This is a genomic window from Pontibacter lucknowensis, from assembly GCF_900156415.1.
Taxonomy (GTDB): Bacteria; Bacteroidota; Bacteroidia; order Cytophagales; family Hymenobacteraceae; genus Pontibacter; species Pontibacter lucknowensis.
The window spans coordinates 373,737-398,402 of record NZ_FTNM01000006.1 but is presented as its reverse complement, the minus strand read 5'-3'; the positions used below and the strand labels follow the sequence as shown (position 1 = coordinate 398,402).

At 52.4% G+C, this 24,666-nt stretch carries 25 protein-coding genes; 18 read left to right on the top strand and 7 right to left on the bottom strand.

Annotated features, from left to right (window positions below; genetic code table 11):
* Nucleotides 1-79: 79 nt before the first annotated feature.
* The 3 genes from BW972_RS18455 to BW972_RS18445 all read right to left on the bottom strand — a co-directional run bounded on the left by BW972_RS18455 (nucleotide 80) and on the right by BW972_RS18445 (nucleotide 3,711).
* On the bottom strand, nucleotides 80-2,380 hold the full coding sequence (locus tag BW972_RS18455; RefSeq protein ID WP_076423209.1) for a nitric-oxide reductase large subunit: 2,301 nt from the start codon (nucleotides 2,378-2,380) through the stop codon (nucleotides 80-82).
* Between the two features lie 73 nt (nucleotides 2,381-2,453).
* Nucleotides 2,454-3,353, bottom strand: coding sequence for a hypothetical protein (locus BW972_RS18450; RefSeq protein WP_076423208.1), 900 nt, complete (start codon nucleotides 3,351-3,353; stop codon nucleotides 2,454-2,456).
* 67 nt (nucleotides 3,354-3,420) lie between these two features.
* Nucleotides 3,421-3,711, bottom strand: coding sequence for a hypothetical protein (locus BW972_RS18445; protein WP_234986447.1), 291 nt, complete (start codon nucleotides 3,709-3,711; stop codon nucleotides 3,421-3,423).
* 268 nt (nucleotides 3,712-3,979) lie between these two features.
* On the opposite strand from BW972_RS18445, the gene BW972_RS18440 reads away from it, so the two are divergent.
* The 15 genes from BW972_RS18440 (at nucleotide 3,980) to BW972_RS18365 (ending at nucleotide 17,763) form a co-directional block, all read left to right on the top strand.
* On the top strand, nucleotides 3,980-4,381 hold the full coding sequence (locus BW972_RS18440) for a cupin domain-containing protein (protein WP_083674259.1): 402 nt from the start codon (nucleotides 3,980-3,982) through the stop codon (nucleotides 4,379-4,381).
* Between the two features lie 212 nt (nucleotides 4,382-4,593).
* On the top strand, nucleotides 4,594-5,076 hold the full coding sequence (locus BW972_RS18435; RefSeq protein WP_234986446.1) for a c-type cytochrome: 483 nt from the start codon (nucleotides 4,594-4,596) through the stop codon (nucleotides 5,074-5,076).
* Nucleotides 5,077-5,105: 29 nt separating this feature from the next.
* Nucleotides 5,106-7,124, top strand: a complete 2,019-nt coding sequence (gene nosZ, locus BW972_RS18430; protein WP_076423206.1) for a Sec-dependent nitrous-oxide reductase — start codon at nucleotides 5,106-5,108, stop codon at nucleotides 7,122-7,124.
* Nucleotides 7,125-7,215: 91 nt separating this feature from the next.
* On the top strand, nucleotides 7,216-7,818 hold the full coding sequence (locus BW972_RS18425; protein ID WP_007660487.1) for a hypothetical protein: 603 nt from the start codon (nucleotides 7,216-7,218) through the stop codon (nucleotides 7,816-7,818).
* Nucleotides 7,815-8,279, top strand: a complete 465-nt coding sequence (locus tag BW972_RS18420) for a nitrous oxide reductase accessory protein NosL (RefSeq protein WP_076423205.1) — start codon at nucleotides 7,815-7,817, stop codon at nucleotides 8,277-8,279. Before BW972_RS18425 ends, BW972_RS18420 begins: the two co-directional genes overlap by 4 nt.
* Complete coding sequence (locus BW972_RS18415) at nucleotides 8,263-9,561, top strand: nitrous oxide reductase family maturation protein NosD (RefSeq protein ID WP_076423204.1); 1,299 nt, start codon at nucleotides 8,263-8,265, stop codon at nucleotides 9,559-9,561. The genes BW972_RS18420 and BW972_RS18415 overlap by 17 nt, the downstream gene beginning before the upstream one ends.
* Nucleotides 9,524-10,231 (top strand): ABC transporter ATP-binding protein, encoded by a 708-nt coding sequence (locus BW972_RS18410; RefSeq protein WP_076423203.1) that lies wholly within the window; start codon nucleotides 9,524-9,526, stop codon nucleotides 10,229-10,231. The genes BW972_RS18415 and BW972_RS18410 overlap by 38 nt, the downstream gene beginning before the upstream one ends.
* Nucleotides 10,232-10,234: 3 nt before the next feature.
* Nucleotides 10,235-11,002, top strand: coding sequence for an ABC transporter permease subunit (locus BW972_RS18405; protein WP_076423202.1), 768 nt, complete (start codon nucleotides 10,235-10,237; stop codon nucleotides 11,000-11,002).
* Between the two features lie 338 nt (nucleotides 11,003-11,340).
* Nucleotides 11,341-11,841, top strand: coding sequence for a c-type cytochrome (locus tag BW972_RS18395; protein ID WP_234986445.1), 501 nt, complete (start codon nucleotides 11,341-11,343; stop codon nucleotides 11,839-11,841).
* 17 nt (nucleotides 11,842-11,858) lie between these two features.
* Nucleotides 11,859-13,895 carry a Sec-dependent nitrous-oxide reductase gene (gene nosZ, locus BW972_RS18390; RefSeq protein WP_076423199.1) on the top strand — a complete coding sequence of 679 codons (2,037 nt, stop codon included), beginning with the start codon at nucleotides 11,859-11,861 and terminating at the stop codon, nucleotides 13,893-13,895.
* An 83-nt stretch (nucleotides 13,896-13,978) separates the two neighbouring features.
* Nucleotides 13,979-14,560, top strand: coding sequence for a hypothetical protein (locus BW972_RS18385; RefSeq protein ID WP_076423198.1), 582 nt, complete (start codon nucleotides 13,979-13,981; stop codon nucleotides 14,558-14,560).
* 16 nt (nucleotides 14,561-14,576) lie between these two features.
* Nucleotides 14,577-15,044: a nitrous oxide reductase accessory protein NosL gene (locus tag BW972_RS18380; RefSeq protein WP_007659140.1), complete on the top strand. Its 468-nt coding sequence runs from the start codon at nucleotides 14,577-14,579 to the stop codon at nucleotides 15,042-15,044.
* Nucleotides 15,028-16,344: a nitrous oxide reductase family maturation protein NosD gene (nosD, locus tag BW972_RS18375; protein ID WP_076423197.1), complete on the top strand. Its 1,317-nt coding sequence runs from the start codon at nucleotides 15,028-15,030 to the stop codon at nucleotides 16,342-16,344. The genes BW972_RS18380 and nosD overlap by 17 nt, the downstream gene beginning before the upstream one ends.
* Nucleotides 16,289-16,999, top strand: coding sequence for an ABC transporter ATP-binding protein (locus BW972_RS18370; RefSeq protein WP_076423196.1), 711 nt, complete (start codon nucleotides 16,289-16,291; stop codon nucleotides 16,997-16,999). Before nosD ends, BW972_RS18370 begins: the two co-directional genes overlap by 56 nt.
* Nucleotides 16,996-17,763: an ABC transporter permease subunit gene (locus tag BW972_RS18365; protein WP_076423195.1), complete on the top strand. Its 768-nt coding sequence runs from the start codon at nucleotides 16,996-16,998 to the stop codon at nucleotides 17,761-17,763. The genes BW972_RS18370 and BW972_RS18365 overlap by 4 nt, the downstream gene beginning before the upstream one ends.
* A gap of 136 nt (nucleotides 17,764-17,899) precedes the next feature.
* Here the strand turns inward: BW972_RS18365 and BW972_RS18360 are convergent, their stop codons facing one another.
* From BW972_RS18360 to BW972_RS18345, 4 genes are all read right to left on the bottom strand, one after another.
* A complete protein-coding gene (locus BW972_RS18360) occupies nucleotides 17,900-18,121 on the bottom strand; it encodes a hypothetical protein (RefSeq protein ID WP_040574535.1) in 222 nt (73 codons plus the stop codon).
* 166 nt (nucleotides 18,122-18,287) lie between these two features.
* Entirely contained in the window at nucleotides 18,288-18,737 is a 450-nt protein-coding gene (locus BW972_RS18355; RefSeq protein ID WP_076423194.1) for a 6-pyruvoyl trahydropterin synthase family protein, read from the bottom strand.
* A 7-nt stretch (nucleotides 18,738-18,744) separates the two neighbouring features.
* The gene (locus BW972_RS18350; protein ID WP_076423193.1) at nucleotides 18,745-20,550 is read right to left on the bottom strand and encodes a hypothetical protein; all 1,806 of its coding nucleotides are present in this window, start codon (nucleotides 20,548-20,550) and stop codon (nucleotides 18,745-18,747) included.
* Between the two features lie 273 nt (nucleotides 20,551-20,823).
* Nucleotides 20,824-22,017: a proline dehydrogenase family protein gene (locus tag BW972_RS18345; RefSeq protein ID WP_076423192.1), complete on the bottom strand. Its 1,194-nt coding sequence runs from the start codon at nucleotides 22,015-22,017 to the stop codon at nucleotides 20,824-20,826.
* A 239-nt stretch (nucleotides 22,018-22,256) separates the two neighbouring features.
* Between BW972_RS18345 and BW972_RS18340 the strand changes: the two genes are divergently transcribed.
* The 3 genes from BW972_RS18340 to BW972_RS18330 are packed head-to-tail and all read left to right on the top strand — an operon-like array spanning nucleotide 22,257 to nucleotide 24,637.
* Entirely contained in the window at nucleotides 22,257-22,901 is a 645-nt protein-coding gene (locus tag BW972_RS18340; protein ID WP_007659154.1) for a thioredoxin family protein, read from the top strand.
* The gene (locus tag BW972_RS18335; protein WP_076423191.1) at nucleotides 22,898-23,338 is read left to right on the top strand and encodes a hypothetical protein; all 441 of its coding nucleotides are present in this window, start codon (nucleotides 22,898-22,900) and stop codon (nucleotides 23,336-23,338) included. The genes BW972_RS18340 and BW972_RS18335 overlap by 4 nt, the downstream gene beginning before the upstream one ends.
* 3 nt (nucleotides 23,339-23,341) lie before the next feature.
* Nucleotides 23,342-24,637, top strand: a complete 1,296-nt coding sequence (locus tag BW972_RS18330) for a hypothetical protein (protein ID WP_076423190.1) — start codon at nucleotides 23,342-23,344, stop codon at nucleotides 24,635-24,637.
* The last annotated feature ends 29 nt before the right edge of the window (nucleotides 24,638-24,666 follow it).

Genomic DNA, 24,666 nt, shown 5'->3' with positions numbered 1-24,666 from the left:
AAGGGCTTGTTAAGTAAAGGGTATATGTATAATGAGCGGTTTGCTCGGAGTTCAGCTTTTGGGTATAGCCGAATTTAATTTAAGAACGAACCTGTTTTGCAGTGGCTTCTTCTTCAATCAGCGGTGCTACGTCCTCGTCCTCTTCCAGCGACCAGCCTGTTTTGAGACCGATGATGAACCAGGCCAGGGCCAGCACACCACCCGCGAAGATCGTATCACCCACCACACGCAGCCAGCGCAGGATGTTCATGGTGTCTGTCTGCATGAACTCCATAGAGCGGGCATACCACAGACCGTGCTCCACGCTTGCCCAAGTTTGCATCAGACCGATTGGCAGCACGCTGATGAGTACCATCAGGATCAGACCGATGTTAATAGACCAGAAAGCGAAGCTGATCACCCCGTCTTTCCAACGACGGCGGGCTGACAGGCCTTTGAGCACGAAGAGCATCAGACCGATACCCAGCATACCGTATACCCCGAACAGGGCGGTGTGGGCGTGCACCGGCGTGGTATTCAGACCCTGCATGTAATAGAGCGCGATCGGCGGGTTGATCACGAAACCGAACACACCGGCACCTACCAGGTTCCAGAAAGCCACAGCCACGAAAGAGTAGATTGGCCACTTGTAGGCTTTGATCCACTGCGTGAGCTTGCTGATCTGCAGGTTGTGGTAGGCTTCAAAACCGATCAGCACCAACGGCACCACTTCCAGTGCACTAAAAGTCGCGCCGAGGGCCATCACCGCCGTAGGAGTGCCGCTGAAGTACAGGTGGTGGAAAGTACCGATGATACCGCCAAACAGGAAGATGATAGTCGAGAACAGCACCGTAGCCGTCGCCATTTTGGTGTCGAGCAGGCCCATGCGCACGAACAGGAAGGCGATCACTACCGTGGCAAACACTTCGAAGAAGCCCTCTACCCACAGGTGCACCACCCACCAGCGCCAGTACTCGGCAATGGCCAGGTTAGTATGCTGACCCCACATCAGGCCAGAGGCATAGAAGATGGCAATAGCAGCCGAAGAAATCAGGAACATACCCAACAGGTGGCGTCCATCTACGTCTTTTTTAAAGGCCGGTAGAATAGCGCGCACCATCAGACCCAGCCACAGGAACAAGCCCACGAGCAGGAAGATCTGCCAGAAACGACCCAGGTCCACATACTCATAGCCTTGGTGACCGAACCAGAAGTTTTCGGTATAACCCAGCTTCTGCATGATGCCGTACCACTGACCGGCCAGTGAACCAGCTACAATTATGAGTAAGCAGACAAACAGGAAGTTCACGCCCAGTTTCTGGAATTTCGGTTCGTGACCTGATACGGCAGGCGCTATGTACAGACCGGTTGCCAGCCAGGAAGTGGCGATCCAGAAAATGGCCAGTTGCACGTGCCAGGTACGGGTAATGGAGTAGGGGAGATACTCAGCCAGCGGGAAGCCGTAAAGTGCCTGTCCCTCCACACCGTAGTGCGCCGAAACCACCCCGAGCGTGACTTGCACGAGAATCAGAGCCGTCACGATCCAGAAGTACTTCAATGTCGCCTTCATAGAAGGAGTAGCCGTCAAGCCCAACAATGGATCCTGCTTCGGCAATTTAGAGTGGTCGATCTCCTCTTCACGGTTAGACGCATAGTAGTAGGCCAGCATTCCCACGCCTGCAATCAGGATGATCACAGAGAAACCGGTCCAGATGATGAGGTCAGAGCTAGGCTCGTTAGCCACTAGTTTCTCGGCAGGCCAGTTGTTGGTATAAGTGATTTTTTTGCCCGGACGTTCGGTCACACAGGCCCAGGAAGTCCAGAAGAAGAAGGTGTTGAGCTTCTCCATGCGCACCGGGTCTTCTACGGTGTTGTCTTTCATGGCGTAGGCATCGCGGTGCTTGGCCAGCGCCGGGTCGTTCATGAACAGGCCAGTGTAGTGCTTGCCCACCTCTGCAATCGCCTCGGCACGCAGGTCTGACACGGTCAGGATGCCTGTCTCCGGGTCATACGTGTTGGCACGGATCTGCTTCTGCAGACGGGCCTCCAGCATCGCTTTTGTCTCTTCGTCCAGGTCTTCGTACAGCACGCCTTTTTCCTGCTGCGCCCAGTAGTCCAGGAAGTACATGGCTTCCTTGTGCAGCCAGTCTGCGCTCCAGTCAGGGGCTATATAGGCACCGTGGCCCCACACTGAGCCCAACTGCTGACCGCCCGTGGACTGCCATACGTTCTGCCCGTCTTTGATGTCATCCCCGGTAAAAAGGACTTTTCCGGACGTAGTGACCACCTTAACAGGTATAGGTGGTGCTTCTCTGTAAATCTCGATACCGTAGTACCCGAGAACGGCGAAGGAGCCGACAATTACGGCAATGAACCCCAGCCATAGGTTTCTGTATTTCATAAAAGGTAAAGGTTTGAGTGGTTATAGTTGAATTTGAGTTGAAAATCAGTAGCTGAGGTTCTGGCCATGAGCCTTAGAACATGTAGGTCAGGTTAACCATAGTGCGTCGGTTGCCTTCGGTGTGGTGGTGCGCCTCGGTGCTGCTCACAGGTAACTGTATTGTGCCGCCTACCGCGATGTTTTTCACATACACGCTCATGCCCAGGTTAGTGAAGAAAGAGTCGCCGCCTTTCTGCAGGTTAGAGGCCCCTTCGTAGCGGTCGCCTTCGGCATGCTCATAGTACACACCCGCGCTAGGCAGCAGGGAGATGCCTTTCACATTCTGCCAGTAAAACAGGTTGGAAGAAGCGCTGACACGGTTGCCGAAGCGGTAGCCGTTGCTGTTCTCGCTGTTGAAACGGTAGGTCACATCATTGCTCAGGCCCAGTTGCTTGTAGCGGATGGTATAGATACCGTTTGCCAGGTAATCGGTGCTGCCAGTGCCGGGTTGCATGTTTGGGGCCAGCTGCTCGCCATGCTCCTGGTTGCGGTAGGCGCCTGTGGCAAGTTTGACACCGCCACCCACCTGCAGCGTGTGCTTCAGGTTCTTGTCCATTCTGTCGCCTGTGTTGATAAGCGAATAGTTGGCCATCAGGGTCACATCCCCAAAGCCTCTGCTTTTGATGGCATGGTGACCACCGCTCTGTTCATTGAGCATGTAGGGCACGAAGGCGAAGATCTGCACGTTCCTGACCGGCACAAAGCGGCCCCACAGCTCGGCCGTGGCAAAGCGCTCATCGGTTACCTGCACATGCTGGCCGTGTGTGGCTGTAGTGGTATATGAGCGTGTGGTATAGCGCAGACCCATAAAGTTTTTATGGAATTGAGGCAATATGCCCATGTAGCTGCCGCCCATGGTGCAGCCTTTGTCGCAGGCCTGGCTGCTGATGTTGATGGATAAAAGGGCGATGACGATTAATAATATCTTTTTCATGACTTAGTACTCTTTGAAATTTTTAAAATAAAAAAGGAGGGTGCCGAAGTGGCACCAAGATCAGAGACTAAGCGATGAAGCGTGGGGGATGAAAAATGGAAAAATCGGGTGAGGTATAGGCAACTGCCTGGTATAGGGAGTGTCCGCTGGTTTCTTCTGGTGCTATGGCAGGCGCCACAGGAAGTAGCTCTGCATTAAAAGCAATCAGGTCGATCACGCTGTGCTGCTGACGCTGCGACTGCTGCTCACGTTCGGTGTCTTTTTCCAGCTCTTTGCGCAGGTGACATTTTCCATTGCATTCGGAGCCAGGTATAAACCTGTTCTCACACAGCTCACTGGCGATATAGGTCTTATTCAATTGGTATACCAACAAGATACCCTGCTTGCTCAAGGGCTGCACCAGCACACAGATCACACACATTATAATAGCAAGCCGTTTCATGGCATCTTCTCTACACTTGGTTTTGAACTGTTGCAAAGGTCATACAGGCAGGCAAGGAGAAAAATGACATAGATCACTAATAAAAGAGATTAAGGTCTTCTATTGTAAGGTCTGCTTGGAATACTTTTGTACAAGGTCAAGGCGGTAAGAAATACCCCACCTACTCTTATATAATAATAGAGACATGAAAGAAACAGAAAACTCACAGCAATCCGGCAACTCTCTTCCCAGGGATAGTGTCGGGGCTTTGATCACTACCGATCTTGTTGCCCTGGCACTTGAACTGAAAGGGGAAGAGAACTGGCAGAAGAGCGGGCGAGGGTCCAGGACGATCTATAAGTCTGAGGCGATGCGCATCCTGCTGAATGTGATGCAGGCGGGCGCGGAGATAAAGCCGCACCAGGCACCGGGTCCCATCAGTGTGCAGGTGGTAGAAGGAAGCATCCGGTTCAACACCGAAACGGAAACTGTAGTGCTGACTAAAGGACAGCTGCTGACGCTGCAAGAGCATGTGCGTCACAGCGTGGAGGCACTCGAAGAGGCAGCTTTTCTACTGACTGTTTCACTGCTCACTTCAAAAAGATGACAAAGGTCACTATTAAAAGAGATAAAGGTCTTTTATTTCGCGACACGCTGAGAATACCTTTGTATTGTAAATGAAAGCCAAATAGTACTGATTAAAGAGGGGGTCAAAACCTGAAAGTGAGAGTCTGCAAACACAAGACAACAACGGAACCTGATCACCTCATAGTTAAACAGGTAAACATCATGAATTTCAAAAAACAAAAACCAACCATCATGAAATCTATTAAATCCGTCGCTTTCCTTTTCCTGGCTGCTATGACACTCTATAGCTGCTCCTCTGACAACACCACAACTACTGAAACCAAGCAGGAGTCGGGCCTTGCCCATCAGGCACCTGCTGCACCGGTAGAAGATGACGGAAAAGGTATAGGACCAGTTAAGTCAGTTGAAGTGGGTGCAGACATAGACCAGGCATTGGCTTCTGAAGGTCAGTCTATTTTCGAAGGCAAATGCTCTGCCTGCCACCAGTTGTCAGACCAGAAAGTGGTTGGCCCAGGTATGGCAGGTGTGACCGAGCGTCGCAAGCCGGAGTGGGTGATGAACATGATCATCAACCCAGAGGAGATGACCAAAAAAGACCCGACTGCTAAAAAACTGCTGGCTGAGCACTTAACGCAGATGACTAACCAGAACATCAACGAAACTGACGCCAGAGCCCTGCTGGAGTTCCTGCGTCAGAATGACAAGAATTCTTAATCTGAAACAACACGCAAATCATAATCATCATGAAATCTTTATTCAATAAATTCAAAAATGTCGCTCCTGCAGCCGCCTTTATCATGGCGGTGGGCGGTGGTGCCGTGCTGCAGGGTTGCAGCAGCGGCCCGGGCGAAGGAAGCGCTACTGCTGCAGGCGTCTCCTCTGATGCTGCGCAGGCAGTGTATGTAGCTCCTGGCAAGCACGACGAGTACTACTCTTTCCTGTCAGGTGGTTTCAACGGACAGATGTCTGTGTATGGTCTGCCTTCCGGTCGACTGCTGAAGATCATCCCTGTGTTTACACAGCACGGTGAGAACGGCTACGGCTACAGCGAAGAGTCTAAGGCGATGCTGATGACCTCGCACGGCTTCGTGCCCTGGGATGACTTGCACCACCCGAAACTGTCGCGCACCAATGGTATGACGGACGGCCGCTGGTTGTTCGCCAACGGTAACAACACCCCGCGTGTGGCCCGTGTCGACCTGACTACCTTCGAGACTGTGGAGATCATGGAGATCCCGAACTCTGCCGGTAACCACTGCTCACCTTATCCAACTGATAACAACGAGTATGTGATCGCAGGTACACGTTTCTCTGTGCCACTCGACATGAAAGGCGGTACGGCTGACGTGAGCATGAACGAATATGCCGACAAGTTCCGTGGCTCTATCTCCTTTATCAAGGTAGATCAAGACAAAGGCGATATGGAACTTGACTTCCAGATCCTGGTACCAGGCTTCGACTACGACCTGGCGAACGGTGGCAAGGGCCCGTCTTCTGACTGGGTGTTCTTCACCACCTATAACACAGAGCGTTCTGGTACGCTGAAAGAACTGGGTGCTTCACAGAACGACCGCGACTACCTGGCTGCTGTGAACTGGAAACTGGCTGCCAAGTATGCTGCCGAAGGCAAGGCGAAGGAAATGCCAGCTTACTACTACCACAACAAAATGGACAAAGACTCGCACATGGCGAAGTCTACTATCAAGAAGTCTGTTCGCTACCTGCTTCCTGAGGATTGCCCAGGTATGATGTACTTGATCCCGGCTCCTAAGTCTCCGCACGGTATCGACGTGGACCCAAGCGGCGAGCACATGGTGGTGAGCGGCAAACTGGCTGCAACTATTCCGGTGTTCTCTTTCTCTAAAATGCAGCAGGCAATTAAAGACAAAGCGTTTGACGGCGAGATCAATGGTATCCCAGTGTTCAAATACGAGTCTGTGCTGAAAGCTGAAGTGCCAGAGCCAGGTCTCGGACCATTGCACACTGAATTTGACGGCAAAGGCAACGCCTATACCTCTATGTTCGTGTCTTCTGAGATCGTGAAATGGAAATTGAGCGACTTCACAGTAGTGGACAGAATGCCGGTGTACTACTCAGTTGGTCACTTGATGATCCCTGGTGGTGATACGCACACTCCTGACGGCAAGTACCTGGTGGCGATGAACAAGATCACCAAAGACCGCTACCTGCCAACTGGTCCTGAACTGGCGCACTCTGCCCAGTTGATCGACATCAGCGGTGAGAAAATGCGCATGCTCCTTGACTTCCCAACCGTAGCTGAACCGCACTACGCACAGGCTATCAAAGCCGACAGAGTAGCGCCGAACAGTGTGAAATTCTACGACCTGGCCAAGAACACCCACCCTCATGCGGTGAAGAAAGAGTCTGACGCCAGCGTAACCCGCGAAGGCAATGTCGTAAGAGTGAAAATGACGGCCATCCGAAGCCACATGACACCGGACAACATTGAAGGTGTGCAGGTAGGTGACACCGTACTCTTCCACGTGACGAACCTTGAGCAGGACTGGGACGTACCGCACGGCTTCGCAGTGATGGGCGCCAACAACGCCGAGACGCTGATCATGCCGGGCGCAACACAAACACTGCGCTGGGTACCGAAGAAAGCCGGTGTGTTCCCATTCTACTGCACAGACTTCTGCTCTGCGCTGCACCAGGAAATGCAAGGTTACATCCGCGTATCTCCTAAGGGATCAAACGTACCGATTACATTCTCTACAGGCAAGAAAAAGCCTGCCGCTTAACCAAAAGGTATAAGCCGGGCATAACACAAGCGGAGGTTGCCCGGGGCAGCCTCCGCTTATTTTTTAAATTTTCACCTTAAACCAAAAAAGGATGAAAGCTTACCACAAAGTGCTGATGATGATAGCCTCGCTGTCACTCGGTTTGTTATTCCTCTTCCCGATGTGGAAGATTTACCTGCAGGCTCCACAGTATCCGGAAGGACTGGAGATGCACATCTGGGTGAACAAGATTTCAGGTGACACTGAAGGATCGCTCCAGAATTTTAACATTCTCAACCACTACATTGGCATGGAGCCAATCCACGCCGACTCATTCGCTGAACTCAAAATCATGCCTTATATCGTCATCTTCTTTATAGTGGCAGGTATACTGGTAGCGCTGCTGGGCAAACGAAAACTGGTTCTTTCCTGGGTTGTGCTGCTGATGATAAGCGGTGCCGTAGGTATAGCCGACTTCTACATGTGGCTCAACAAGTTCGGCACCAACTTAGACCCAAGTGCCCCCATTAAGGTACCCGGTATGACGTATGTGCCACCGCTACTCGGAAGCAAGACGCTGCTCAACTTCGATGCCTTATCGCTGCCTGCCATGGGTAGTTTAGGAATAGGGCTTGCAATACTGCTGGCAGGTCTGGTCTACTTCTTCAGCCGCAGCACAGTGCATGTGAAAACAAAAAGAAAAGTAATGGCATGAGACGCTTAATCCAAAATATACTGCTGGTGGCCATGGTGCTGACTTTGCTGGCTGCCTGCCAGGTAGAGCCAAAGCCCATCGCCTACGGGGAGGTGAACTGTGCCCACTGCCAGATGACAGTGTCTGACAGCCGGTATGGCGCTGAGCTGGTCAATGACAAAGGCAAGCCATTTTATTTCGACTCCGCAGAGTGCCTGGCAGCATACCTGCAGGATAACCCGGAGCAGCAAGAGAAGGCAGCCTATCTGCTGGTGACAGACTTTACCCGACCTAATCAATTGATTGACGCTCGCAATGCCAGTTTTATACAGAGTAGGGAGCTTCCAAGCCCCATGGGTATGTACCTGACCGCTTTGTCAGATGAGGGAACTGCCACCAAAATGCACCAGGAGGTAGGCGGCCGCCTGCTGAACTGGGATCAGGCCATGATAGCCGTACAGAACAATGAAAAACCTGAGTAAATATATTGTAGTTTGGACAGCATGCGCTTTGGTGTGGATGCTGGGTAGCCCGACGGCTCTCGGCGACACACTAAAGGTATGCAACACCTGCGAGTACCACTCCGTGAAGGAGGCCGTGAACCGGGCGAAGGCCGGTGACGTGGTGTTGGTGGACGGCGGCGTATACCTGGAGTCAGGTATAGAGATCACCAAACCCATCAGCCTGATCGGGCGCAACAACCCGGTGATAGATGGCCAGAATAGCGGCCAGATTATCACCATCACCTCATCCAACGTGAAAGTGGAAGGCTTTACGGTGCAGAACGTGGCCGTGAGCTACATGCGTGACGATGCTGCCATACGGGTAGCTGACCGTGAAAATATACAGATACTAAACAATACCGTCCTGAACACCTACTTCGGTATATACCTGCAGAACGCCGACAACAGCATCGTGAAAGGCAATGTGGTGAAGGGAGTCAATACAGGCAAGATAGAATCGGCACTGGGCAACGCCATACACGTGTGGCGCACTGACGGAGCCGAAGTAAGCGGCAATAAAGTGGAAGGTCACCGCGATGGCATCTACTTCGAATATGTAACCAACAGCCTGATCCATGAGAACATCAGCGAGCGCAACAACCGTTATGGCCTGCACTTTATGTTCTCGGACGGCAACGTGTATACCCGCAACATCTTCCGGAAAAACGGGGCCGGTGTGGCCGTGATGTATACCCGAAACATCCGGATGGAGCAGAACACCTTTGAAGATAACTGGGGAGCTGCCGCCTATGGCCTTCTGCTGAAAGATATCTCGCAGAGCACGATCCTTAACAATACATTCCGCAGAAACACCACCGGCATTTACATGGAGAGCTCCAGCCGGTTATACATAGAAAACAACGATTTTGACCGCAATGGCTGGGCGATCCGTCTGTTGGCGAGCTGCATCCAGGATACGTTTAGGTTGAACAACTTCACCGGCAACTCCTTTGATGTGAGCACCAATGGCAGCCCGACCATGAACCTGTTCGAGCACAACTACTGGGACAAGTACAACGGCTACGACCTGAACAAGAACAGGGTAGGGGATGTGCCTTACCGCCCGGTAAGCCTATACTCCATGCTGGTGGAGCGGGTGCCGCCTTCGGTGATGTTCATGCGAAGTTTTATGGTCGATCTGATGGACAGCATCGAACGCGTGCTGCCGAGTTTTATACCTGAGAGTCTGGTCGATGAACGGCCTTTAATGAAGAAAGTGAATCATGATAGCGATAGAAAACTTGTCCAAAACCTACGGTAACCTAACCGTGCTCAAAGACCTGACGGTGCGCTTTAGTGGTGGCCGTGTGGTGTCTATTATCGGGCCGAATGGTTCTGGCAAAACCACCATGAGCAAGTGCATACTGGGCATGGTGCTGCCTGACAGCGGCGATATCAAATTCAATGGCGAGAGTGTGCTGAAACAGTATGCTTACCGCAGCCAGATCGGGTACATGCCCCAGATCGGGAAGTACCCCGAGAACATGAAGATCCGGCAGGTGATTGAGATGATCCGTGACATCCGAAAAGACGCTGCCGTGATCGATGAGGAATTAATAGGCCTATATGGCTTACAAAATATGTACGATAAAAGAATGGGCTCCCTGTCGGGCGGCACGAAGCAGAAAGTGAGTGCGGCACTTGCCTTCATGTTCGACCCGCAGGTGCTTATTCTCGATGAACCAACCGCCGGCCTCGACCCGATTTCGGCGGAGATCCTGAAGTGCAAGATTCTGAAGGAAAAGAAAAGAGGCAAACTGATCCTGATCACGTCGCACATCATGAGTGAAGTAGAGGAAGTGGCTGACGAGGTGATGTGTCTGGTGGACGGTACGCTCAAATTCCACGAGACGATCAGCAGCATCAAGCAGCACACCAACGAGGAGCGCCTGAGCCGCGCTATTGCTAAAATTATGAACGAGGAGGACTAAGCCATGAACAAGATCATCAAATACGTACTCTACGACATTGTCCGCAACAAAATCATCGTTGCCTATACTCTGTTTTTGCTGTTGCTCTCCATCGGGTTGTTCAACCTGGGGGGCAGCCCGGACAAGGGCCTGCTGAGTTTGCTCAACCTGGTGTTGCTCACCGTGCCGCTGATCAGTATTGTGTTTGGCACGACGCACTTTTACAACTCTTATGAGTTTATGGAACTGCTGGTGTCGCAACCGATCCGGCGCAGCAAGATCTTTATGAGCGAGTACCTGGGGGTATCGCTTTCCCTGTCAGCCGCATTTATGATCGGTGTCGGTATACCGGTGCTGCTCTTCGCACCCGGCGCCACCGGGCTATACCTGGTGCTGACAGGTATCTTTATCACCTTTATCTTCGTGGCGCTGGCCTTCCTGGCCTCGGTCATCACCCGCGACAAGGCCAAAGGGATAGGTATAGCGCTGCTGCTCTGGTTCTACTTCGCTTTGATCTACGACGGTATCGTTTTGTTTATTCTCTACTCCTTCGGCGACTACCCATTGGAGTACGCCACCCTGGTACTAACGGCGCTCAATCCGGTGGATCTGGGGCGTGTGATGGTGCTGCTCAACCTGGACGTATCGGCCATGATGGGCTACACCGGGGCCCTGTACAAGAGCATCTTCGGCAGCCTGTGGGGCATAGGCATCGCCTTCGTGGTGATGGTGCTCTGGGTGCTGGTGCCGGTGCTGGCTTCCAGAAGAGCTTTTACCAAGAGAGATCTGTAAATAGCGATAAATACCCGCAGTTTGGGTGGCTAATCAGACAGCATTAAGCAAAAGAGCGCAGGCCTTGAGGTCTGTGCTCTTTTGCTTTTGGTGGATTTGGATATTGATATCGTGGCGCAGGGGATCCTGGTTCTGGAAGCATGCATTTGTTATCCGTATTGAGGGAATTGGGAAAAGGTACAATACGCTGTTGATCTGCGGTATATACTTGCCCAAATTGAACTGAAATGAAAGGTCTGCGTAAACAAGGGCCAAGAATGTTTAACGATTGCTCACCTTAACTATCCAGAACTATGACAAATCAACTCTTTTCATTAAACAGAACGCTACGAGATCTTATGCCAAGTTCTATCAGGTATAGTGTAGTAGCACTCTTCTGCGGCTCTTTACTTTTTAGCTGTTCATCAGGTGATAACGAGAATAATTCTGCCGAATCACAGGAACAAACCGGATTGGCTCACCAGCAGGAACAGGCCCCTGTAGAGGATGATGGCAAAGGTATAGGACCTGTTTCTTCCATTGAGGTAAGTGAGAACATTGATGATGCCCTGGCCGCAGAGGGTAAGTCAATTTATGAAAGTAAATGTTCTGCCTGTCATACCCTCACGGACGAAAAAGTAGTGGGCCCGGGGCTGCTGGGTGTAACTGAAAAACGCAAGCCGGAGTGGATCATGAACATGGTGATCAACCCGGAGGAGATGACCAAGAAAGACCCGACCGCCAAAAAACTGCTGGCTGAGCACCTGACGCAGATGACTAACCAGAACATCAACGAAAAAGATGCCAGAGCCCTGCTTGAGTTTATGCGACTCAACGACCTGCAGGCACAAGGAAAGTAAACTAAACCCCTAGGATCATGGAAGTACTAAAGCAGAAGTTAAAAAGAATAGCACCAAAGTTAGGCTTTATGTCAATGATGATGGCAGGCGCGGTATTGCAGGGATGTGGAGGAGGAGACGCCAACCAAAAATCCGGCACAGTTGACTCTGATGCCGCCGCCGCCGTTTATGTTCCGCCTGGGCAACACGATGAATATTATTCTTTCCTATCAGGAGGTTTCAATGGGCAGGTTTCAGTCTACGGACTTCCATCGGGCAGGCTGCTGAAAGTTATACCTGTCTTTACGCAGTTCGCTGAAAACGGCTACGGTTACAACGAAGAGACAAAGCCCATGCTGATGACCTCACACGGCTTCGTGCCCTGGGATGATCTGCACCACCCCAAACTCTCCCGCTCCGACGGTATGGCCGATGGCAAGTACCTGTACGTGAACGGCAACAACACGCCGCGTGTGGCAAAGGTGGACCTGACCACATTTGAGACGGTGGAGATCATGGAGATCCCGAACTCTGCCGGTAACCACTGCTCGCCATACCCCACCAACAACAACGAGTACATACTGGCAGGTACTCGTTTCAGTGTGCCGATAAGCACAGATAAAGCCGGGATGGGAGATGCCAGCCTGTCGGAGTACAAGGAAAAATTCCGTGGTTCTATCTCTTTTATCAAAACAAATGAAGACGATGGCCACATGGAGCTTGATTTCCAGATCCTGGTACCCGGCTTTGATTATGACCTGGCCAATGGCGGCAAAGGTCCTTCCGGTGACTGGGTGTTCTTTACGACTTACAACACCGAGAAGTCTTCCACACTGAAAGAGCTGGGAGCATCCCAGAACGACCGCGATTACCTGGCGGCCATCAACTGGAAACTGGCAGCCAAGTATGCTGCCGAAGGGAAGGCACACGAGATGCCAGCCAACTATTACCACAACACGATGGACCACAACTCCCATATCGCCAAGTCTACCGTGAAGAAATCAGTGCGCTACCTGCTGCCGGAGGAGTGCCCGGGCATGATGTACCTGATCCCGGCACCAAAGTCGCCGCACGGTATCGACGTAGACCCGACAGGGGAGTACATGGTGGTGAACGGAAAACTGGCCGCCACGCTTCCTGTGTTCTCTTTCTCTAAAATGCAGCAGGCCATCGAAAACAAGGACTTTGACGGCGAGGTGAATGGTATACCTGTATTCAAGTATGAATCGGTGCTTTACGGCGAAGTACAGGAGCCTGGTTTAGGACCATTGCACACGGAGTTTGATGGCAGAGGCAATGCGTACTCTACCATGTTTGTGTCGTCGGAAGTAGTGAAGTGGAATGTGAAAGACCTGCAGGTACTGGACAGAATGCCGGTTTACTACTCCCCAGGCCACCTGATGATTCCGGGCGGCGACACGAGAGAGCCAGATGGCAAATACCTGGTCGTGATGAACAAGATCACCAAAGATCGCTACCTGCCAACCGGGCCTGAACTGCTGCACTCCGCACAGCTGATCGACATCAGCGGAGATAAAATGCGGATGCTGCTCGACTTCCCGACCCTGGCAGAGCCGCACTACGCCCAGGCGATACAGGCAGACAAGGTGGCACCAAATAGCGTCAAGTTCTTTAAGCTGGACGAAAACACGCATCCGGAGGCTGTCAAAAAAGAATCAGATGTGAGCGTGACGCGGCAAGGCAGGACCGTTAAAGTGAACATGACCTCGATCCGAAGCCACTTTACACCGGATAACATTGAAGGTGTGCAGGTAGGTGATACAGTGATCTTCCATGTGACCAATCTCGAGCAGGACTGGGATGTGCCGCACGGCTTTGCGATCATGGGTGCCAACAATGCCGAGACGTTGATCATGCCAGGCGCCACGCAGTCGCTGAGGTGGGTGCCGAAGCAAGAGGGCGTTTATCCGTTCTACTGCACGGACTTCTGTTCGGCCCTGCACCAGGAAATGCAAGGCTACGTGCGGGTGTCGCCAAGGGGATCCAACGTCCCTATCAAGTTCTCGACAGGAGAAAAGAAACCGGTTCCCCCGGCTCAGGCAAGCGTAAATTAAGATAAGCTGATTGTGTAAGACAGCGGAGTTTGTTAAAACCAGGCTTCGCTGTCTTTTTATACCTCCAACCTAAACAGGAAAGTATGCGCATATACCTGAGAATACTGATGGTAATAGCCGCTTTGTCGCTGGGCACACTGTTTTTCTTTCCGATGTGGAAGATCTACCTGGAGGCGCCGCAGTACCCCGAGGGGCTGGAACTGCACATCTGGATAAACAAGCTGGGCGGAAGCTCTGACCACGTGCTGCAGAACTTCAATATCCTGAACCACTACATCGGCATGGAGGCCATTCATCCGGATTCATTTGCCGAGCTCAAGTACATGCCCTACATCGTCATCTTCTTTATGATGACGGGCGTGCTGGCTGGGATTCTCGGGAAAAGAAATCTGGTGCTGTACTGGGTGATTCTGTTGGCCATAGCTGGTGCAGCTGGCATCGCAGACTTTTACCTCTGGCTGCATAAGTTCGGCACCAACCTCGACCCGACTGCTCCCATCAAAGTGCCGGGTATGACCTATATCCCGCCGCTGCTTGGCCACAAGGCGCTGCTCAACTTTAATGCGCTTTCGCTGCCCGCCTGGGGGAGCCTGGGCATCTTCCTGGCTATCGTTATAGGCGGACTCGTATACCTGTTAAGCAGGCGTAAAACTTATTTTACTTAAACCGAAAATCTTCGACATGCTACACAAAACCACCCTTTACACACTGAGCCTACTACTCCTGCTGATAGGAGCCGCGGGTTGCTCGGTGGAGCCGAAACCCGTGCCCTATGGTGAGGCTAACTGCGTCCATTGCCAGATGACCGTGTCTGACAGCCGATATGGCGCTGAGCTGGTAAACGACAAGGGCAAAGCTTTTTTCTTTGATTCGGCGGAGTGCCTGGCCGCTTACGCACTGGAGCAGCCAGAACTGAGCGATGCTGCGGCTTACCTGCTGGTAACGGACTTCACCAACCCTGATAACCTGGTTGAGGTAGACAAGGCACACTTTCTGCAAAGCCGGGAGCTGCCCAGCCCTATGGGCATGTACCTGACAGCCGTGGCAGACGAGGCCACAGCCAGCAGACTGCAACAGGAGTATGGAGGCCGCCTGCTGAACTGGGAAGGGGCAAAAGAAGCCGTTAAAAACAATGAAAAACCTGAGTAAAAAGATAGTAGTTTGGACAGCATGCACTTTAGTGTTGCTGCTAACGAGCCTGCAGGCGGTTGGCGGCACGCTAAAGGTATGCACCAACTGCACCTATACCTCCGTGAAACAGGCCGTAAGCCAGGCGAAAGCCGGCGACGTGGTGCTCGTGGACGGCGGCGTGTACCTGGAGTCAGGTATAGAGATCACCCAGCCCATCCGCCTGATCGGGCAGAACAACCCGGTGATAGATAGTAACAACAGCGGTCAGATCATCACGGTGTCGTCTGACAACGTAACCATTCAGGGTTTCACGCTGCAGAACGTGGCCACCAGCTATACCCGCGACGACGCTGCCATCCGGGTCAGGCAGCAAAACAACATCCAGATCCTCGACAACACCATCCTGAAAACCTATTACGGGATATACCTGCAGTATTCGAATGGCATCGTTATTAAAGGCAATGTGGTAAAAGGGGAGAACGTAGGCAGAACCGAGTCCTCGCTGGGCAATGCCATTCATGTGTACTACACAGACGATGTGCAGATAATAGGAAACGAGGTGCAGGGCCACCGGGACGGCATCTACCTGGAGACGGTGAAGAACAGCACCGTGGAGCGTAACCTCAGCCACCAGAACAGCCGCTACGGCCTGCACTTTATGTTCTCGGACGGGAATGCCTATACCCATAACATTTTCCGGAAAAATGGCGCAGGTGTGGCGGTGATGTACACCACCAACGTCCGGATGGAGCACAACGTGTTTGAGGATAACTGGGGTGCAGCATCGTACGGTCTGCTTCTGAAAGAAATAAACAACAGTGTTATTTACAACAACACATTCCGGCGCAATACCACAGGTATACACATGGAAAGTTCGAGCCGCCTTGATTTCAGAAACAACGATTTTGAGCGCAACGGCTGGGCCATTAAACTGATGACTACCTGTATACAGGACACCTTCCGGCTCAACAACTTCACCGGAAATTCCTTTGACATCAGTACCAACGGAAATGCGCAGCACAACCACTTTGAGCACAACTACTGGGAGAAGTATAGCGGCTACGACCTGGACAAAAACGGAGTAGGCGATGTGCCCTACCGGCCGGTGAGTCTGTACTCCATGCTGATCGAGCGGGTGCCGCCTTCGGTGATGCTGATGCGTAGCTTTATGGTAGACCTGCTCGATAACATGGAAAGAGTGCTGCCAAGTATCATTCCACAAAACCTGGTGGACGAGCGCCCCTTGATGAAGAAAGTGAATCATGATAACAATAGAGAATTTGTACAAGTCCTACGGCAAGCTGCAAGTGCTCCGTAACGTGAGCGTTGAGCTGGGCAAAGGCAAAGTCATATCCATAATAGGGCCGAACGGCTCTGGCAAAACCACCATGAGCAAGTGCATACTGGGCATGGTGCTGCCTGACAGCGGCGATATCAGATTCAATGGCGAGAGTGTGCTGAAAAAGTACGCCTACCGCAGCCAGATCGGGTATATGCCCCAGATCGGAAAGTACCCCGAGAACATGAAGATCCGGCAGGTGATCGAAATGATCCGTGACATCCGCAAGGATGCTGCCGTTGATGATGAACTGATTGGTTTGTACCGGCTGGAAGAGATGTACGAAAAGCGGATGGGCGCACTGTCAGGCGGTACGAAGCAGAAAGTGAGTGCGGCACTTGCCTTCATGTTCGACCCGCAGGTGCTTATTCTCGATGAACCAACCGCTGGTTTGGACCCTTTTGCAGCTGAAATACTGAAAGGCAAAATCCTGAAAGAGAAAAAGAAAGGTAAACTGATTCTGATTACTTCGCATGTGATGAGCGAAGTGGAAGAGGTGGCGGATGAGGTGCTGTGCCTGGTGGATGGCAGTGTGATGTTCTATGAAACGATTTCTGACTTAAAAGCGCAAACACAGGAAACCAGATTGAGCCGAGCCGTTGCCAAAATCATGAACGAAGGATACAAGCCATGAACAAGATCATCAAATACGTACTCTACGACATTATCAGAAACAAGATCATTGTGGCCTACACCCTGTTTCTGTTGCTGCTCTCCATTGGCTTGTTCAACCTGGGGGGCAGCCCGGACAAGGGCCTGCTGAGCCTTTTGAACCTGGTGCTGTTGACCGTGCCCTTGATCAGCATCGTCTTCGGCACGACCCACTTCTACAACTCCTACGAGTTCATGGAGCTGCTGGTCTCCCAGCCCATCCGGCGCAGCAAGATCTTTATGAGCGAGTACCTGGGGGTGTCGCTTTCCCTGTCAGCCGCCTTCATGATCGGGGTGGGTGTACCGGTGCTGCTCTTCGCGCCCGGCGCCACGGGCCTGTACCTGGTGCTGACGGGGGTGTTCATCACCTTCATCTTCGTGGCCCTGGCCTTCCTGGCCTCGGTCATCACGCGCGACAAGGCCAAGGGCATCGGCATCGCGCTGCTGCTCTGGTTCTACTTCGCTTTGATCTACGACGGGCTGGTGCTGTTTATCCTGTACTCTTTTGGCGACTACCCGCTGGAGTACGCCACCCTGGTGCTGACTGCCCTTAATCCGGTGGACCTGGGCCGCGTGCTGGTGCTGCTCAACCTGGACGTGTCGGCCATGATGGGCTACACCGGGGCCCTGTACAAGAGCATCTTCGGCAGCCTGTGGGGCATAGGCATTGCCTTCGCGGTGATGGTGCTTTGGGTGCTCGTGCCGGTGCTGGCCTCCAGGAGGATATTTAAGAGGAGGGATATGTGAATCAGGTTGCTATACCTAATGCAACAGCTATACCTGGGCCAGAGACCCCACGATACATAACGCGTGCGTTGACACTTGCGCCATGACCGAGACCGCCGCTACACCAGTACAACATACAGTGAAAGCAAAACCAACTTTACTGATTATTCCGTCTTGGAGTCGTCACCGTATCAACTTCAAATGCGGCTGTGTCGTCCTGCATTTCCAGTTGTGGGTTGATCTCTTCGCCAGAACCAATCTCTACACTTTCATCCATACTTTCAGTGCCACGTGTATCAGTAGCGGTATCGTGCGTGGTATTGTCCGAGCTGCAGGAGAAGAAGAAAATGCCAATAAAAATTATAAATGCCTTTTTCATAGTCGTGTTCATTGGTAACAGACTTTACAACGGATAACAGGCGGCTTCGTTTCATGGTATGGCGTTGGGAATCAGGTAGTACTATTCTGAAACATATAAAACAAACCGCCCTGTCCGTTGCTTTTGGCCTAACGAACAGGGCGGTTTAGCTGGAGGTAAGATTTACTTACAGGTTATCTGAAGCGTACCATTCTGCAAAGGATTTCTCTGTTTCCCAGAGCTTGAGGCTATGCAGCCTGACCTGCGGCGGTAACAAATGCCTGAGCTTCTGTTTGAAATCGATCAGCATATTCTCGCATGTCGGCTGGAAGGGCGTGAGCACCAGTTTATGACTAAGGTGCCGCAGCGCCTCCACCAGCTCCAGCGGCGCATCCTGCCGCAGCAAGAGCGCATGGTCGATCGGCTCGATGATCGTTTCCTGGACGATCTTTTTCAGCTCCTTGAAGTCCATCACCATGCCGTCGTTCGGGTGCGTCTCGCTCACGATGGGTGTGCCGATGATGGTTACTTCCAGTTTGTAAGAATGCCCGTGTATGTTACGGCAGCCCCCTTTGTAATTCTGGAGGGCATGTGCTGCCTCGAATGTGAACAGGCGGGTTAATCGTATGCTACTCATGTTCGGTTTATATCTTCTGATTCGCCAACTGTAATTGGTCTTCTGCGTCCAGTAATTCATCCAGCATCAGCACGCGCTTCTCCAACTGATCCTTGAACAGAACAGGCAGCTGCTCTTTGTAATAGCTTATACCTTGCTGCAGGTTCTGCCAGAAGTTCTGCAGGTATTTCTCCTGCTTGTCGGTCATGCTCTCCTGCAACTCTGCCTTCTTGTTCTTCCAGTAGTCCACGTACATCCGCAGCTCGTTGACGAACACGTGCGGACGGTAGGTGTTGTTGAGCACGTTCATGCGGCCGTAAATATGGTCCACCATCTCCTGCAGCTTGAAGATGTTAGAGAAGTAGGCCAGATTCGGTCCCGGGCAAATGGCCACCGGTCTGGACGCAACAGCTTTGCGTGCTATACCTAGTTTTACGAGGGCTGTGTTGGCAAGTCCTTCACAGAGGCACTCTTTCTCCAGTACTTTGGCTTCCTGGGCTTTGTATTCCGCTTCCGGCAAACCTAATCCCTGCAACTGCACGAGCTTGTTGCGCTGGTACTTGCGGGAGGCGGTGCAGATGGGCTCTTTCGTGAAGTCTGTGTTGGAGACAAGGTGCTTCTTCTCGCACGGACTGCCCGGCTTGCCTTTTTCAATGCGGGACAGTGTAAGAGCTTCAGAACTTGTGCCGCGTAGCGAGTTGAAGGGTACTCCAAGCGGGGAAATCGGGCTCAGGTACAGGTCTTCTTTTTTGGCACGTGCCAGCTTCTCCATTGTTTCTACGTCTACCGTAGTGGCTTCGGGTACAAGCAAAAACGGTGTGCCCCAACCGGCTGCGTCCATGCCGTAGTGCTCCAGCAGGAAGCTGTGCTCCTCGGCTGTGCCAATACCCCCCTGCATCGTAATGTGCATGCTTGGCGCAGTGGCTGGCACGGTATAGCCTTTGGTTGTGAGGGCATTGCTAAACAAGGTATAGAGCTCCTCCTGCATCGCCTGTCGGTTCTGCTTGAACTCCTCCAGGATCGGGCCGATCAGGTAGCCGTCTGTGGCAAAAGCGTGCCCACCGCAGTTCAGGCCCGACTCAATACGAAACTCCGATACCCAGATACCTTTCTTAGCCAGTATCTTGCCCTGCACAAATGCCGAGCGGTAATCACTCACTTTGATCACCACCTGTTTCTCCAGGTAGCCGTTTTCATCAGGGAAGAAGCATGGGAATTGTTCGAGGTAGCTATACAGTCGCATGTTCATACCAGCCGAGAAAATCACCGAGGCATGCACGGTACTTTTAGCAAAACCACGCAGTGCGGCCAGTGCGTCGGAGTACTCCGATGGCAGCGGATTGCCGTCTTTGTCGTAATTGGTTTTGTCGAGCTTCGTCATGATGTTCACATCGATACTTCCTGGTGCCACAGCCTGGCGCAGCTCATCCTGCATGATCTTTTTCAGCTCCGGATTGTTGGTCTGCACCATCTTCTGATATAGAACCTTGAGCGGCGCCTGGTCAGGCAGCAGCAAAAAGTACTTGGTCAGGCGCGACTCCGCATCAAATGACTCCTGTTTCAGGCTTTCCACTTGCTGCTTCACAATACGGTCGGCCAAATTGAGGTACTCTGTGATGCGACGGGCGCGGTAATCCTCTTCTTTAGGGGTGATGGGCATGAAGCGCTCCTGGTATACCTGACTGTAGTGCTGTCGCATCTGTTCGATCAGGGTATCGTCGCTGAGCGAGATAACCGATGAAATGCCGTACTGCGCCACTTTCATGGGCGAGTCGATGGAAAAGGCCAGTCCCATAACCGGGATGTGAAAGGTGTGCGGTGTGTTTTTGATCATGAATGAAAATGCTGTATCGGTTTTACTGATTGGTTACTTTTTGTTTTATCTCTAGCCCATTTTGTCTGAATCTCTACATAGGGCCCCTACCCCAAGGATTTACAGGATTAGAGGATTTTCAGGATTCTCGCATATACCGGGTCATCCCCCTGCCCCCTTCAAAGGGGGACTTTCTTGCAAGATGATTCCCCTCTTGAGAGGGGCAGGGGTGTGTTAATCGTTCCAAGAGCTCCCCCTTTGAAGGGGGCAGGGGGATGATCACTCTCTGCGAACTTACAACCCCCGCCGCTTCATCTCCGCCTCCAGCAAACTCAACTCCCTGCCCATCTGCCCGGCAATGGACGTATTCTCCTCCGCCCGCCGGATCATATAAGGCAGCGTAGTGGCCACATCGCCGTAGGGCAGATATTTGGAAGCGTTGAAGCCGGCGCTGGCCAGGTTGTAGGTCAGGTTGTCGCTCATGCCGTAGAGCTGCGAGAAGTAGATACACTTGCGGTGGTCAGCTACACCCCGGCGGTTGATCTGGTTGACAAGGTAGCGGGTGCTGGCTTCGTTGTGCGTCGCGGCGCAAAGTTCTACTCTATGTAGATTTTGCAGACAGATGTCGATGGCTTTGTCAAAGCTGTGATCGGTGTCGGCTTTGATGCTGAATACCGGGCTCGGATAGCCATACTCTGCGGCTCGTTCCTGCTCTTTCTCGATGTAGGCGCCCCGCACAATCTTTATACCCAGCACCACATCATAGCCTTCGCTTCTTTTGAGCAGATCGGTGAGGTAAGCGATGCGGTCCGTGCGGTACATTTGCAACGTGTTGAACACCACGGCACGGTGCTCGTTATAGCGCAGCATCATCTTTTCGGCCAGCTCATCCATGGCCTGCTGCAGCCAGCTTTCCTCTGCGTCAATGTATACCGTAATGTTGGCCTCGAAGGCGGCTTTGCAGATCAGGTCGAGCCTGTTTTCTGTGCGCTGAAAGGCAGCTGTTTCCTCGGCTGTAAGCAACTCGCCTTCCTGCAATTTCTGGAAAATGTCGCGGGAGCCTATACCTGTCAGTTTCACACTGATATAAGGAATTTCCCCAGTGACTTTTGCCAGCCGGATGTTGCGCATGATCTCGTCGAGTACGTAGTCGAAACCGTCTTCGTCTTCCTTCGCTTCAGCGGCGTAATCGAGCACGGTGTATACCTTGGCTTTGGCCATGCGGCGGATGGCTAGCTGTGCCTGCTGCGCCGTTTCTCCTCCGCAAAAGTGACGGTAGATCGTATTTTTTACCAGGCCTTTTATCGGCAGCCCAAGCTTAAGCGCCCAGACTGTGGCGATGCCGCCCAGTTTGACTAGCGTGGGCTTACCCATCATCCTGAATAGGAAGTGGGCAAGTTTAAGTTCTTCATCCGTTTTATTGCTAAAAGCGATTTTAAGATCTTCCGGATCGAATAATGTAGTTGGTTGTATGGTAGTGACGCCCATGTGTGTAATTTGATAGGATAGATGCCGTCTTAACAGGATATATGGCATGACAAGGTAGGCTAATTTCAAGCCCTCAGAAATGAGCATCGTTAGTCAAAATAATGACATAGGTCATTTTCTATGTATTTATTTTTACATCCGGTTAGAGGTTTGTTAATTATTGTATGTGAGTGACTTAAGTCATTTTATAAGCAGGTATAGATGGGTAGACTTGCAGTATAATTTAACCTAAACGTCTCATGAATACCCCCGATATATTGACCCCCGAACTCATCAACCCGCTGACCTACCAGAGCTTCAGACAACTGGTTGATGAACTTGTAGCCAACAACCAAACTTCAGGTCCGGAGCAAACCGAAGAGCGCATTGGCTATACCAGGCTGAACCAGCAGCGCATGAAGCGCGTCGAGAAGCAATTTGCCATCAACCCTGACTTGCTTGCAGCCCTGCAGCAACCGCGCCCTGAGTGGCATTGGGTAGTGCTGGTGGAGTCGTGGTGCGGCGACGGAGCGCAGCAACTGCCTGCTCTTGCCGCTATTGCTGACGCCGTGCCGACCATCGAACTGACTATTATTCTGCGCGACGAAAACCCGGCCTGGATGGACACCTGCCTTACCAACGGAAGCCGCGCTATACCTAAGTTGATTTGCCTGAACGCCGAAACGAACGAGCGCCTGTTCACCTGGGGGCCGCGACCGCTGGCGATACTCGAACAAGTGCTGCACTTTAAAGAGGAGAACCCAAATGCGACGAAAGAGGAGATAGGTACACTGGTGCATACGCAGTATGCGAAAGACCGCAGCCAATCGCTGCAGCAAGATTTGCTGCGCCTGGCACAACAGGCTATACCTGTGCAGGAAAAAGAGGAGGGAGTGGTATCATGAAGCTAATCATCATCGCCATATTTCTGGCCAGCCTGACCTCGATGTGCGGACACGAGCGCGATCTGGAAACAGAGCATACTGAAGTAATTCACGAAGAGCAAACGCTGGCCCTGAACGGCACTGAGCGTTGGCAGGCCGACGAGCCGACCAACCGCCACATCGCCCAATTGCAAGCTATGCTGCAGGAGTTTAAGCTGCAGGCCGAGAACAATTCGGCAGAAGCTTACAACGATTTGGGGTCTTCGATGAAAGCCGAACTGCAACAGCTCTTCAAAGACTGCCGCATGAAAGGGCCCGACCACGACATGCTGCACGTATACCTGGTGCCGCTGGTGGAGGATGTGAACGTGCTGGCCGAAAAAGACGAGCACCTGTCTGAACAGGCATTAGCACGGGTAAGCACGCGACTAAAAGAATACAACACCTATTTTAAATAAACGATGGTGGAGGTAAAGGCGCAGCGGCAACCTATAACGGAACAGGACACCCTGGTGCGGGCTCGGCTTGCGCTCGGGTATTTTGTGCTGGTGGCAGTGCTGGGCCTTTTCCTGCGCTGGCTGATGGTGTCGCCGGTGGTGGGGGTGAACTACAAGAACTTCCTGCACGCGCATTCGCATGTGGCTTTGCTGGGCTGGCTTTACTGCGCCTTTTTTGCAGCTTTGCTATACATTTTTCCAGCCACTACTTCCGCTGACCGCAAATCTTTCCGACGGCAGTTTTTCCTGACGCAGGTCTCGGTGCTGGGCATGCTGTTCACGTTCCCCGTGCAGGGCTACGCGCTCTTCTCCATCATCTTTTCGACCATGCACATTTTGCTCAGCTACTGGTTTGCCCGCAGCTACTGGCAGCATGTGCAGCGCAACGTCGATACCAGCACGCACGCCACTTCCCTGAAGTACATCGGGGTGGCCTTGCTGTTTATGGTGGTGTCTTCCATCGGTCCTTGGGCCATGGGGCCGATTATGGCGAAAGGCACCATTGGCGGTGAACTCTACTACTCGGCCATCTATTTTTACCTGCACTTCCAGTACAACGGCTGGTTTACCTTTGCCGTGCTCGGCTTGCTGTTCTGGTTTCTGGAGCACCACCACATCACTTTCAACCGAAGCTGGGCCATGCGGGCTTTCTGGTTGTTGGCGCTGGCCTGTCTGCCCGCCTATGCGCTGTCGGTGCTCTGGACCAAACCTGCGGACTGGGTATACGCCATCGGGTATGTGTCGGTGGCTATGCAACTGGCGGGCTTGCTATACCTGACAAAAGTACTGCGGCAGGTATGGGCAGAGGCAGTGCCTTTGCTGAAGCCTTGGGTGCGGCCGCTGGCAGGTATGGCGCTGTTCTTTTTCGTGCTGAAACTGGCCTTACAAACGGCCTCCGCTTTCCCGTACATGGCCGACCTGGCCTACAAACTCCGCTACTTCATCATCGGCTACCTGCACTTGTCTTTACTCGGCTTTGTGTCGCTCTTCGTGCTGGGCTTCCTCCTGCAGCAAGGCCTCTACCGCCTCGGCCGATATGGTGGTATCGGGCTGGTGCTTTTCCTGACGGGCTTCTTCGCGACGGAATTGCTGATGTTCGGGCAGGGCACTTTGCTCTGGCTCGGGCTATCGGCTTTGCCGAGTTTCAACTGGCTGATGTTCTGGGCGAGTGTGCCCATGCCGCTGGGGTTGGGGCTGTTCTTTCTGGGGCAGCGGGGGCTGAAGGTGAGTGGGATAGGGAGGATTAGTCATGCTTCGTAGGGACAGGTCGCGACCTGTCCGAATCGTGC